This is a genomic window from Paraeggerthella sp. LCP19S3_G8, assembly GCF_052119225.1.
GTDB classification, from domain to species: Bacteria; Actinomycetota; Coriobacteriia; order Coriobacteriales; family Eggerthellaceae; genus Paraeggerthella; species Paraeggerthella hominis.
In genome coordinates, this window is sequence record NZ_JBQKFQ010000007.1 from 106,184 (window position 1) to 118,788 (window position 12,605).

A 12,605-nucleotide genomic window follows, 5' to 3' on the forward strand; every position below is an offset into this window, starting at 1 on the left:
AACCGTCAAAACCTGCCAAGAACGCCGGAATCGCGAGCGCAAGGGGCCAGCCGCGCGCAAGAGCCCGCCATGTGCAGGGCCAGCCATGCGCGGGACGCAACATCGCGAGCGCAAGGGGCCAGCCGCGAGCGCAAGGCACTCGCGGCGCATGCGGGACGCTACCGCGTCGTCACAATTTCGGCTTGTTGTACGACTCGTCCGCGCCCAGCAAGTCGACCAGGCCTTTTCGGTTCTCCTCGATCCCTTCGGCCTGGGTAAACGCCAAAATGTAAACGGGCTGACGATACTTTACGTCTGCGTACACGTCCGGATTGCCCAGCCCGATCAAGTGCTCGCGAATGCTCGCTCCCAGGTTGACCGAGCTTCCTACGTACACGCCGTGGTACGAGGAGTAGTCGTCGTCCCTCACGGCGTGCTTGCAGCGAAGGATCACGTAGCACCCCGGAATCTCCAGGTAATGGGCCACGCCTTCCGGATCGAAGCCCGCCATCTTGTCCCAAGATTCCAAAAACTCTCGCGACGACAGCTTTACCGCAGCCGCCTGGAGCACGTCTTTCACTGCCGAGCGTCGAACCCGCTGCTCTTCCTTCTGCCCTTTGGCCTCTGTCCGCGCATCGGAAACTCCCTGCGCAGCCTGCTCGACGCTTGCCCGGGCCTGCCTGGCTGCTGCGGCCGCCTTGTCCGCAGCCGACTTGGCAACCGGAGCAACCTTGGGCGCCACCTCGGCAGCTACCCCTGCGGCAACTTCAGCTGCCGCCTTGATCTCGCTTCGATGGGTCGCCACGAACTTCGCCGCAGCGCCCGCGCCCTTCGCAACACCGCTCCATTTGCCAGCAGCCATCCCAAGCCTCCTCAGACAGCGCGCCCGAACGTCCCGAACGCGCAAGCGCGTCTATTCCGCGTCGTCCAAACCGCCGAACACCTCATCGACCGAAGGCGCGCGCCCATCGAACGGCTCGCCGCCGAAATGAGCCAGCAGAGCCTTGATCTTGGACAGTTCTATCGCGCGCTCGCGATGCGTCTGCATGTTGCGAACCGTCACTTCGCCCCGGGCCAGTTCGTCGGGCCCCAACACGGCAACCATGGAAGCCCCCAGCTTGTCGGCAAGCTTGAACTGGCTTTTCAGGCTGCGGCGCTGGTGGTCCATCTCGCCCACAAGCCCCGCATCGCGGCACGCCTGCACCAAAGAGAACGCCTCTGCGCGCACGCTCGCATCAACGCACGCAACGAAGAAATCACAGCGCTGCGCCTTGGGGAACGCATGCCCGGCCGCCTCGAGCGCCAGCACGCACCGCTCGTAACCCAGAGCCCAGCCGAATCCCGGCGTCGGACGTCCGCCGACTTCCTCGGTCAGCTTGTCGTAACGGCCGCCTCCGCCGATGGCGTTCTGGCTTCCCATTCCCTCGGTCACCTGAACCTCGAACACCGTGCGCGTGTAGTAGTCCAAGCCGCGCACGAGCGTCGGGTCCTCGACGTACGACAAGCCCGCGCCGTCGAGGTACGTCTTCACCGACAGGTAGTGCTCGCGGCAATCGTCGCACAAATGCTCGGTTATCTTCGGAGCACCCTCCATAACGGCGGCGCAGCCAGGGTTTTTGCAATCGAAAGCACGCAGCGGGTTGATTTCCGCACGGCGCTTGCATTCGTCGCACAGCTCGTCGGCATGCGCGTCCATGTACGCCTTCACGACTTCGCGGTACGCCGGACGGCACGTCTCGCACCCCATGGAGTTCACCAGCAGGCGAGTAGCCCGCACGGGAATGCCGATCGCGGCGTAGAACCGCATGAGCATGATGATGCCCTCGGCGTCAACGCTGGGATCCTCGGCGCCCAAGCACTCGATGCCCACCTGGTTGAACTGGCGCTGACGTCCCTTCTGGGGACGCTCGGCGCGAAACATCGGACCGGCGTACATGAGCTTTGCAGGAGCGGCTCCCTGGGGGACCAAGTCGTGCTGCACCACGGCTCGCACCGTGCCGGCGGTTCCTTCAGGGCGCATGGACAAGCGGCTCTTCGCCTTCACGCTGCCGCCCTCCAGAAGCTTTTTCAGGTTCTCGCCGGATATCGCGGTGAACATCTCCTTGGACACCACGTCGGTAGCCTCGCCAATGCCGCGCACGAACAGCTCCGTCTGCTCGAAGATGGGCGTTTCGATCGGCAGGTAACCGTAGCGACCGAAAATCTCCGCCGCCGTCGCCTTGAAATGCGTCCAGAACTTCGCCTCGTCCGGCAGAAGATCGCGCGTTCCCTCGGGAGATTGAATTGCCATGGGTCGACCCTTCGTTTCTATTGTTCGGAATCTTGCTATTGTAACGTAAAAGACCTACGAGCTTTCCAAAGAACGAAGCACGTTCACGAGCGCATCGTCCGGCCGGTAACGCGACCGCGCGGCCATCAGGCTGCGAGCCACGCGAAACATCCCCTCGTCGGTGGCCGCAACCGCCGCCTCGTCCAAGGCGTCCAGCACGTCCGACGTTGGCGCCACGGGAATCCCCGCACGCGTCAATTCAAGATCCACCTGGTCGCGCGCGGGAAGATCGATGCCCGCGTCCCCGACAAGCTCCTGCAGCTCGGCCGTAGCCTGAACAGCCACCATAGACGACGTTGCAAGCGATTTCAAATAGCAAGCCGCACCATCGCGCGCCCTCCCCATCTTCCACAGCACGTACGCCAACTGATAGTAAGCCATAGCTATATCGCTTGGCTGAAAAGCTATGCGCAGGCCCTCCAGAAGGGTCGCGGAAGCGTTCTCCATATCCCCTACCAGCATGTACGCGCGACCCAGCTGACGATAGCCCGCGGCCGTCGCGGGCGCTATCTCAACGGCGCGACGCCCGTATCGCTGCGCCTCGTCGGCGCGCTCGAACGAATGCTCCAGCAGACGCACGATTTCCAGATGGCAAAGGTAGAACGTATCCGTGGCAAGCCGTACGCGTTTGCCCGCATCGCGTACGGCGCGCGACGGATAGCCCGCGCCCGCATATCGCGCTCGGTTGTACAGAACGCGGGCAACGTACGAGTCGAACGCTCGGTACGCCGTTGACGATCCGTCGACGAACCCGTCAAGCGCGGCAGCCTCGGCCACCGCATCGATCAGCACGTCGACCGCCTGGCCCAGATCATGCTCGGCAAGCGCTTTCGCACGGCCAAGCGCAACCAGGCAGCGATCTTCCCCCAAGTACCGGCCAACCACGACGTTTTGGTCGCGTGCGTCCAAGCTGCCGGCGGCAAGCGCCGCCATCAAACGCGTGCACGAAGAAACGGCCCGATCGTCAGAAGCCGCGGCCGCCTCCTCCTGCGCAACGCGAACGATGCGAATGGCATCGGAAGCGCTTTCGGCCTGCACGATGCGATCGGCCAGCCCTTCCGCCAACCGACGGTACGCCGCATCGTAGCTGATGCGCATGTCGCGGCTGCTATCCGCCCCCAACACGGAACGGACGCTGTCGGAAAGCTCTTTGTCGCACGTTTCAGGAAGATCGGCGCGCACGGAACTGGAGGCGAGTCCTTCAAGGTGCGCGAACGCCTGAGCATCGTCGCCATCGAAGCAGGCGGCACACGCCTGATACGCAGGCAGGGGATCGAACGCACGAGCCTGCTCGAAACCGTCGAAGCGCTCGTACGTCGCACGGTCGAACGCAGCCTGAACATACGCGGGAGTCCGATCTTCATGCGGAAACTCTCCCCCTTCCGACGCCTGGTCGCCCTGCTTCCGGGAAAGAGGACGCACCGCCACATCCACCCTGCTCGCCGACGCCACCGCCTCGAACGCGATCGAAACCAAGACCAAGCCAAGGTGCAAAGCGTACCGGCGCGCCTGCGCATCGCGAAACTCCCAATCAGCCGCGAGCCAGCTTCCCGACGCATCCTGATCGACGCCCTCGCTCCAAACCCACGTCGGCATAAGCAAGGCGTCAGGAACCGTCACGTCAAAGGCAACCGCGCCTGCTGCAACGTCCAATCGAAAGGACGCGTCGATCCGAAACGGCAAGCGCAGGCGCTCGATCGCAGCGGCAATCCTGCAGCGAGCATCCCATTCGCCGCCCTCGTTGCCTTCGGGCGCGTCAACCGCCCGGTCAAGCTGCGGGCGCTGCACGGCGGCCGCCTCGATGAGGTACGCGTCCCATCGCGCGCAATCAACGTCGGTAGCAAACGCAGCACGATCCCCAAACGCCTCTTTGACCAGCAAGAACCTATTGAGAGCAGCTTCAAGCGCCCATATCGTAGGCACAGGTATCCGCGCCTTTTCGTCATCGACCGCCACATAATACGTATCAGCGTAGCGAGAAGTCCGCACAAGACGCACCGACTCGTCCTCCATACCGCGGCCTTTGAGGTCGTCCAGCCCCGCGTCCTCCAGCCACTGCGCCAAGCACCGCACAAGCGCGGGAGGACGGAACGCAGGATCGCTCTCGGCTTTGCGCGCGTCGAGAACAATAGAGCGCATGGCCGCCAAAGGCTTGTCGCCGCGCAAGTGCTCGAACACGCTCTCGAGGCCACGCTCGGGTACCGCCGGCGCGCCCAAAGACGGCCGATGCACGAAAGCCAGGTAGGCGCGGGCCATCGCATGATCGTAGCGAAGCCCTCCGGCATAAGGCCCGAAATCGTACCAGGAGTCGAACAGCGCGTACCTCCCCTGGGCGCTGAGGTACTGCGCGACCTCGCGCTTGGCATCCTTTTCGTGCACGTACACGCAACCACGTTCCTCGCGCGACGAAGAAGCCTGGTCGGAGTAGCGAGCGAACGAGAGATCGGGCTGGCGCGCGGGCGGCGCGCTCAGCGCTTCGGACGTCGAAAACACGCGTCCGTACGGATCGATGTAAGCCAGAACGCGCACCGTAAGCTTGTCGGGAAGCGCAACAACGTACGATCCGCCCGTGCCGGGCGTCGGCAGCCCCCGAGAGACGAACCCGTACGAACCAGGCTCGTCCAACGCACCTGGAATGGGAGGCATCCCAGCCTCAAGCACATGCACCTTGTTAAAGAGTCTGTCGCCCGCATTCATGCGATACAGACCGTCCTGCCCTGCTACCTGCTGCACGGATGTTCCTTCCTGGTCGTATCCGAGCAGCATAGCACGACAGAAGCACCGCACAACATCGAGCGCCCCCGGATCGCACATGCTTTCCGGGGGCGCTTCCAGAAGAAGAGCGTCGCCGTTGGCGGCAAGGGCGCCGCCGGGCGGGAGGAATCCTAGTGATGATAGTTGCAAGCCTGATCGGCGGACATCACCGGAGCGTCGCCAGCTGCAACCAACTTGGCGGCATCGCCTACCAGAGGATGCTGATTGTCGAAGTAGACCGTGATGCCCGCCTGGTTGAAGCCCATGAGCGGGCGCATCCCCATGCCGGCGGCCACGATCGCGTTCACGCCGGCGTCGGCAAGAAGGCCCACCGGGCGCAAGCACCCGCCTTCCTCGTGCGGCGGATTCGCAACCTCGGTCGTTCCGGCAATCTCTCCGTCGACGATCTCGACCACCGTAAAGCAATCGCAATGGCCGAAGTGACCCGCTCGCTGAGACTCGAGCCCCGCTTGGCCCATCGTGGGCACGGCCAGCTTCATGGTTTCACTCATCTGTTCCTTCTTTCTTCGAAGCGATGCTGCTTCGATCCGCATCATCCGACGCGGAAACGCTCCGGTCGGCTTCTTCCAAACCGCTCTCCAACAACCCGACCAGCAACTCGTCAAGCCGCTGCCGATCGCGAAGCGCCTCGAGCCACTGCTCGGCCATCTCCACGCCGATGCGCGTCAGCTCGTACTCCCGCCTTCGCGGGCCCGACTCCTCGTCGCACCAGCGAGACACCACCGCGCCAGCCTCTTCCAATCGACGCAAGCTGCGGTACAGGCCGCCCACGTCAACGTCTACGTGACCGTCGGTTTTCTCGAGAATGATCTTGCGCATGTCGTACCCGTATCCGCCCGCATGCAAAAGAGCAGCCAACGCCGCCGGCTCCACCAGCGCGCCACCGCCGCCGCCTCGCCTGCGGCAACAAGGCTTGCGGCCCGCTCCCAAACCGGACTCGCCGCAAGAAGCGCCGTTTCGGGTGCCCGACGTTTCGCAATCGCCTTGCGGCATAGCGCCTCCTTCATGCAGGGTACTATATGACATGAACATATATACTCCTTTAACATGTATGCTGTCAACATATAGATGTCGAAAGGAGTCTTTCTACGAACGACAAAACGGAACGTAGCGCGACAATGCGCTCGTTTCGCCCGATCCCCGCCCGCTCATTGGAGAGCGACGAATTCAAGAACGGCTGTTTTCGAGGGTTCGGCTCGCAACGAAACGGCACGCGATTTCACGGCGGTGGCGGTTTTCAGCAAGCAGGAAGATTCGTCGACGCACCGGCCTCGCAATGCGACAAGCCCCGATCACGACGAAAGGCTACGACGAAACCGCGTCCAAAGAGCGCACGATCGCATCTTGAGCGGCACGACATGAAGATTGGGGCTTGTATGCGGAAACCAGATAGACGCCCGCCCGGTTCCATTCATCAAGGGCGAATGCCTCCGGATTGTCGAGCTCCCGCAAGGCATGGGCACATTCCCCCAGCCTAAAGCGCAGATCAGACAGGTAAGCGGCAGATGTATTCAAAACCAGATAATCGAGCAGGGACATGATCACAACAAGCGTTCCTCCCTCTGCCCTTGCCCATCTTCCGGCTGAAATAGCAGACTTTTTCGAAACGGTCGGCTATTATCGTATTTTATTAAAGATCGAGAAACGCACTCAGGAAGGGCATGCGTATTCGACGGTACGACGCGCCTTGCCACACGGTCTAATAACGTCTACTTTTTCAGACCCGAAATCCTACTGTTGAACTTAAATATACCCTCACCGCGTGGCATCGTACTCGCGCGTCCATTTGAAAAACGTGCTCCGAGCAACTCCGAGCCGACTCGCCGCCTCTTTGCTTCCAATCGCGCCCTCCCTCCACATTGAGTACACGTACCCGAAATCGCAGGGCAGTTGCTTCGGCGGCCTGCCGAAGCGCACGCCGCGAGCGCGAGCCGACGCTATCCCTTCCGCTTGGCGCTGCCTGATATTCTCGCGTTCGACTTGCGCCACGTACGAAAGGATCTGCAAAACGATGTCCGCGATAAACGTGCCCGTGACGTTTCGCTCGCTCGTTCGCGTATCGAGCAGCGGCATGTCCATCACCACAACGTCCACGTTCAGCTGCTTGGTCAAAAATCGCCATTGCTCGATGATCTCGTCATAGTTTCGACCCAGGCGATCGATGCTCTTGATCACCAGCGTATCGCCCGGCGCAAGAACGCCCGTCAAAGCCTGATAACCAGGCCGATCGAAGTTCTTGCCGCTCATGCGATCGGTATACACGTTGGCGATGGGAACGGAGAACTCCGCCAACGCGTCAAGTTGCCTATCCAAATTCTGATCCTTGCTGGAAACTCTTGCATACCCGTACATCACCACAACTGGTCTCCTTTCCGTTCGGAGAACGGCCGGCCCCTTCACCATGGCACAAAGCCACGCGCGACGCCCGCTCTCAGTCAAGCGATTGGCACTTGTTGCGTATTCGTCGGAAGTTCGTAGAGAAGCCAAGGGAAACGTGCGAAAGGAGCTCTTCGAACCTCAAAAACGCAAAAGAGGTTGCGGGGTCTGCGCATCCCCGCAACCTCTTGTTCCCCGGCATGCCCGGATCCGGCAACGCACGCAGCCCTCGCTGCGGCCGCAATTGCAGATGCAGCCGTCAAGACCGCCGCGCAAAAGGGCCGATTCACATGCGAGCAACCACCAGATCGCCCATCGCACCCGTGCCGACAACCTTGTTGGCAGGCGTGTCAAGCTGCCTGATATCGCCCGTGCGCCACCCCTCGTCAAGAACGGATGTCACGCCACGATGGATATCGTCGGCTGCTTCCTGCATGCCGAAGCTGTAGCGCAGCATCATTTCCACCGAAAGGATCTGCGCAAGCGGGTTCGCAACACCCCGACCTGCGATATCCGGCGCGCTGCCGTGGCTGGGCTCGTAGAGCGCCGTACCGTCGCCAAGGCTTGCACTGGCAAGCATCCCCAAAGAACCCGTAATCTGCGCCGCCTCGTCGGACAGGATGTCGCCGAACATGTTCTCGGTCACCACTACGTCGAAATCAACCGGGCGGCTGATCAGCTGCATGGCCGTATTGTCCACCAGCAGGTCCTCGAGCTCCACGTCCGGATACTCGTCGGCGCCGATGCGATGCACGATTTCGCGCCACATGCGGCTCGTTTCCAGCACGTTCGCCTTGTCGACGCTCGTCACCTTGTTGCGGCGCCTTCGCGCAGCTTCGAACGCCTGGCGAGCGATGCGCTCCACTTCGTACTCGCGGTACTCCAGCGTATCGTAGGCGCGCTGGCCGGGAGCGCCCTGCGCTCCGCAGCCTTCCTCGTTGTAGAATCGCTCGCGCTTGCCAAAGTACAAACCGCCCGTCAATTCGCGCACGATCATCATGTCCACGCCCTCTACGATTTCCGGTTTGAGCGTGGACGCCTCGGAAAGCGCGTCGAAAATCTGTACGGGACGCAGGTTCGTGTACAGGCCAAGCGCCTTGCGAATACCCAAAAGTCCCTGTTCGGGGCGCGGTTTCTCAGGATCGGTCGTGTCCCACTTCGGACCGCCGACAGCCGCCAGCAACACGGCGTCGGAAGCTTCGGCCGCACGCAGCGTCTCGTCGGGAAGCGCAGTGCCGCACGCATCGATAGCACAGCCTCCGATAAGCGCTTCGGTATAGGAGAACGTCGTGCCGTACTTCGCGCCCACGGCATCGAGCACCTTGACGCCCTCGGCGATGATCTCCGGACCGATGCCGTCGCCCGGAAGCAGGCAGATATTGTAGGTTTTGGTCATGGGTTTCCTTACGTTGCGGGTCCGATAAAGTCAACGAGGCTTTCTGCGGCAGCGCCGAACTGCTCCGCCGTTCGCAAAACGACGGAACGGCTTACTTTTCCAGTTTCGACTTAGTCCGGTTGATCAAGCCGCCCGCTTCGATGATCTCGCGAATGAACGGCGGGAACGGCTGAGCCTGGAACACGTCGCCCGTCGTCTCGTTCGTGATGATGCCCGCATCGGCGTCCACGTTCACCATGTCGCCCTGGGAAATGGCATCCACCGCTTCGGGGCACTCCATGATGGCCAGCCCCGTGTTGATGGAATTGCGGTAGAAGATGCGCGCGAAGCTCTTGGCGATGACCACGTCGACGCCCGCCGCCTTGATGGCGATGGGCGCATGCTCGCGCGAGCTTCCGCAACCAAAGTTCTCGTCGGCCACGATGATGTCGCCCGGCTGCACGCGCTCGACGAACGAGGCGTCCAGATCCTCCAGGCAATGTTTCGCCAGCTCAGCCGGATCAGACGTGGTCAGATGGCGAGCCGGAATGATAACGTCGGTATCGATATCGCGCCCGTAACGGTGCGCGGTTCCCTTGAAATGCATGGCAGCTTCCCTTTCCTAGTCCAGGTCTTCCGGCAGGCCGATACGACCCAGCACGGCGCTTGCCGCGGCAACGGCCGGCGAGGACAGGTACACCTCGCTGGTGGGGTCGCCCATGCGGCCGACGAAGTTGCGGTTGGTGGTGGCGATAGCACGCTCGCCAGCGGCAAGAATGCCCATGTAACCGCCCAGGCACGGACCGCACGTAGGAGTGGACACGGCGCAGTTCGCGTCGAGGAACACGTCCATCAGGCCCTCTTCCATGCACTGACGGTACACCGCTTGCGTGGCCGGGATCACGATGCAACGCACGTTGGGATGAACCTTCCGACCGCGCAGCACGTCGGCAGCTTGGCGCATGTCCACGATGCGACCGTTCGTGCAGCTTCCAATAACAGCCTGGTCGATGCGCACGTCGCGCGCTTCGGCAACCGGGCGCGTATTCGACGGCAAATGCGGGAACGCGACCGTCGGCTGAATGGATGCTGCGTCAATCTGGTAGACCTTCGCGTACTGCGCATCCGGGTCGGGATGGTATTCGGTGTAAGGACGCTCCACGCGGCCGTCCATGTAGGCGCGCGTCACGTCGTCAACCTCGATGAGGCCCGCTTTGCCGCCCGCTTCGATAGCCATGTTGGAAATGGACATGCGCTCGTCCATGCCCATGTTGGAAATGGCGCTGCCCGTGAACTCCATAGCTTGGTACAAGGCTCCGTCTACGCCGATCATGCCGATGATATGCAGGATGACGTCCTTGCCGGTCACGCCAGGAGCAAGCTCGCCGTCGATCCTGAACAGCAGGCTTTCGGGCACCTTGAACCATGCCTTGCCGGTGGCGTAGCCCACGCCCGCGTCGGTTGAGCCTACGCCCGTAGCGAACGCGCCGAGCGCACCGTACGTGCAGGTATGGCTGTCCGCGCCGATGATGAGATCGCCCGCGCCCACAACGCCCTGCTCGGGCAGCAGCGCATGCTCGACGCCCATGCAGCCCACTTCGTAGTAATGGGTAATGCCCTGCTCGCGCGCAAAGTCGCGAACGATCTTGGCCTGTTCGGCGCTTTTGATGTCCTTGTTGGGAACATAGTGGTCGGGCACCAGGGCGATCTTCGTAGGATCGAACACCTTCTCGACGCCGATCTTGCGGAATTCCTTGACAGCGATGGGGGCTGTAACGTCGTTAGATAGCACGAGGTCGAGATCGCATTCGATCAGTTGACCTGGCTCCACTTCGTCGAGCCCCGCATGGGCGGCAAGAATCTTCTCCGCCATGGTCATGGGACGTGCCATGTTTCACTCCTTTGTATGCGGTGGTCTCGTCTGGACTCGCGTTCGAGCCGCGAGCAGATAGGAAATCGTCGCCCATTGTACCACTGGGATTTACCGGTAAAAAAGAAGAGCCCCGAAGGGCCCTTCGATGTGAAGCGATTTCCAGATAAAACCGGCCAACTACCAAGATCCGTGGTAGTCGTAACCATAGTAGCCAGCAGAACCCATCGCTCCCGCGACAAGTGCCGTAACCATGCCGCCGATCATCAAGCTCAACAGGAGGCCGAGCACGATCCAGATGACGAAGCCGATGATCGAGAACTTGAGCGCATCGCTTTTCACCTGCGCGACCTTGTCGGCGTTCGCCAGCCAGGCGATGATGATGCCCGGAATGCCCAGGAGAGCGCCCACTACCAGCCAGCCAAACTTCATGCCGCCGGTCAGCTGCATGAGCGGCGCGGGCGGATAGACGGGCTGCGGGACGTAAGGGGGCTGAGCCTGAGGCTGGGGCTGGCCCATCGGAGGCTGCTGCGGAGGGACCGGAGCTGTCGCCGGGGGCTGAGGAGCCGCCTGCTGCTCGGAAGCCTGCGGGGCCTCGGGAGCAACCTGATCGTTCTTGTTCTCTTCGCTCATAATGAACCTGCTTTCCATCGGTATACTTCGTTTTCGTCCATGCGATGCGGCTTTCTCAGGCGTCTCGCATGGACGAAACGCGCGGCACGTCAATGCCGCCTATCCCCAGTATAAAGGGCGCGCGCACCGCAAAGGAGCACCGTCAACGAATCGAAACCCAAATACATCGGATGGTGTAGCCTGAAAGAAGCAGACGGAGCGGGCGCTCCATACTCCGCACACAAGCAAAAGACCCTCCGCCGAGGGTCTTTGAGAGCCTTTCGAAAGCAAGGAAAGCCCAGGAAGCAATCGCGTTTACGAAAGCGCCGTGCACAGCGCGTCGAGCAAGGCGATGGCAAAATGCTGGGCGGAACGGCCAACGCCGGCATCCTCCCACATGGTGCCGGGCAGCTCAATGGCGATGCGCGAAGGAGCGGACGAGTCGGCAACCCCGATGGCCGTCTCCAAACGAAGCGACAAAGTGCCTTCGTCGTCAAAGCTCACGCGAGGAACGTTCTCGGTAGCCTCATCAGGCAAAACAATATGAACGAGCAGCATGTTGCCATCAGGGGCAACCAGCAGCGAATCAGCGCTCATGATCTTGGACGCAGGATTGGTCGCCAACGCCAAGTTCGACATGCGCGAAGCCACGCTGCGCGTGAACTCCTGCGTTCCGAACAGGCAAAGCGCGTTGTGCTCCAGCACGTCGGCAGCGCGCGCGAAGCCCAGGTGATTGGAGCCATGAACTGCTTCCTTGCCCTCCCACGAGTGATGGAGGTTGCGAATGGCGGCGTACGTGTACGCCCCGGCGATTCCGTCGGAAGGCAACCCCATGTTCAGCTGGAACTTGCGAAGGGCCAGCTCCGTGAACGCGCCGAAAATCCCGTCGGTCGCGCCGCAGGCGAACCCGAGCGCACCCAGCGCCCGCTGAAGCTCCAAAACGTCATGCCCGTGAAAATGAGGCATGCGCAGATACAGCGTACGATCGCCCAGCGTGAACGAGGCGTCAACCAAAGCCGCCCACACGCGATCATCGACCTCGTCGGTCACGGGAATGTTTCGCTGCCCGCAGAACGCGCGAACGGCGGCGGCGGTCGCCTCGCCGAACGTTCCGTCAACGCCCGCAGGAGCCAGCAAGCCGATCGTCGCCAAACGCTGCTGCACGTCTTCGACGGCCGGACCGGTGTCATGTCGCTTAATGGTATCCATGCCTGCCATGGTAGCGTACCCCGCCGAGCCAGCCTCGGATCCAAGCGAGGTTCCACAAGAGGAACAGAGCAAGAGCCCTG

The 12,605-nt window shown here is 62.0% G+C and carries 12 protein-coding genes; all 12 read right to left on the reverse strand.

Annotation, left to right across the window (positions count from 1 at the left end):
* Positions 1 to 169 precede the first annotated feature (169 nt).
* Positions 170 to 841, reverse strand: coding sequence for a hypothetical protein (locus ACTQZK_RS09300; RefSeq protein ID WP_441899462.1), 672 nt, complete (start codon positions 839 to 841; stop codon positions 170 to 172).
* 51 nt (positions 842 to 892) lie between these two features.
* Entirely contained in the window at positions 893 to 2,269 is a 1,377-nt protein-coding gene (gene hisS / locus ACTQZK_RS09305; RefSeq protein ID WP_441899464.1) for a histidine--tRNA ligase, read from the reverse strand.
* Between the two features lie 54 nt (positions 2,270 to 2,323).
* Positions 2,324 to 5,041 carry a hypothetical protein gene (locus ACTQZK_RS09310; protein WP_441899466.1) on the reverse strand — a complete coding sequence of 906 codons (2,718 nt, stop codon included), beginning with the start codon at positions 5,039 to 5,041 and terminating at the stop codon, positions 2,324 to 2,326.
* 152 nt (positions 5,042 to 5,193) lie between these two features.
* Positions 5,194 to 5,574 carry a NifB/NifX family molybdenum-iron cluster-binding protein gene (locus ACTQZK_RS09315; protein WP_441899468.1) on the reverse strand — a complete coding sequence of 127 codons (381 nt, stop codon included), beginning with the start codon at positions 5,572 to 5,574 and terminating at the stop codon, positions 5,194 to 5,196.
* Complete coding sequence (locus ACTQZK_RS09320) at positions 5,567 to 6,076, reverse strand: PadR family transcriptional regulator (protein ID WP_216528783.1); 510 nt, start codon at positions 6,074 to 6,076, stop codon at positions 5,567 to 5,569. The genes ACTQZK_RS09315 and ACTQZK_RS09320 overlap by 8 nt, the downstream gene beginning before the upstream one ends.
* A gap of 312 nt (positions 6,077 to 6,388) precedes the next feature.
* Positions 6,389 to 6,628, reverse strand: a complete 240-nt coding sequence (locus ACTQZK_RS09325; protein WP_114566261.1) for a hypothetical protein — start codon at positions 6,626 to 6,628, stop codon at positions 6,389 to 6,391.
* Between the two features lie 210 nt (positions 6,629 to 6,838).
* A complete protein-coding gene (locus tag ACTQZK_RS09330) occupies positions 6,839 to 7,486 on the reverse strand; it encodes a recombinase family protein (protein ID WP_216528861.1) in 648 nt (215 codons plus the stop codon).
* A gap of 259 nt (positions 7,487 to 7,745) precedes the next feature.
* Entirely contained in the window at positions 7,746 to 8,855 is a 1,110-nt protein-coding gene (gene leuB, locus ACTQZK_RS09335; RefSeq protein ID WP_428420447.1) for a 3-isopropylmalate dehydrogenase, read from the reverse strand.
* Positions 8,856 to 8,946: 91 nt separating this feature from the next.
* Positions 8,947 to 9,441 carry a 3-isopropylmalate dehydratase small subunit gene (locus tag ACTQZK_RS09340; RefSeq protein ID WP_216528781.1) on the reverse strand — a complete coding sequence of 165 codons (495 nt, stop codon included), beginning with the start codon at positions 9,439 to 9,441 and terminating at the stop codon, positions 8,947 to 8,949.
* Between the two features lie 15 nt (positions 9,442 to 9,456).
* A complete protein-coding gene (gene leuC / locus ACTQZK_RS09345; protein WP_216528780.1) occupies positions 9,457 to 10,725 on the reverse strand; it encodes a 3-isopropylmalate dehydratase large subunit in 1,269 nt (422 codons plus the stop codon).
* Positions 10,726 to 10,884: 159 nt separating this feature from the next.
* Positions 10,885 to 11,337, reverse strand: a complete 453-nt coding sequence (locus tag ACTQZK_RS09350) for a spore coat protein SP96 (RefSeq protein WP_216528779.1) — start codon at positions 11,335 to 11,337, stop codon at positions 10,885 to 10,887.
* A 294-nt stretch (positions 11,338 to 11,631) separates the two neighbouring features.
* Positions 11,632 to 12,534, reverse strand: coding sequence for a peptidoglycan-binding domain-containing protein (locus tag ACTQZK_RS09355; RefSeq protein ID WP_114566257.1), 903 nt, complete (start codon positions 12,532 to 12,534; stop codon positions 11,632 to 11,634).
* Positions 12,535 to 12,605: the final 71 nt, after the last annotated feature.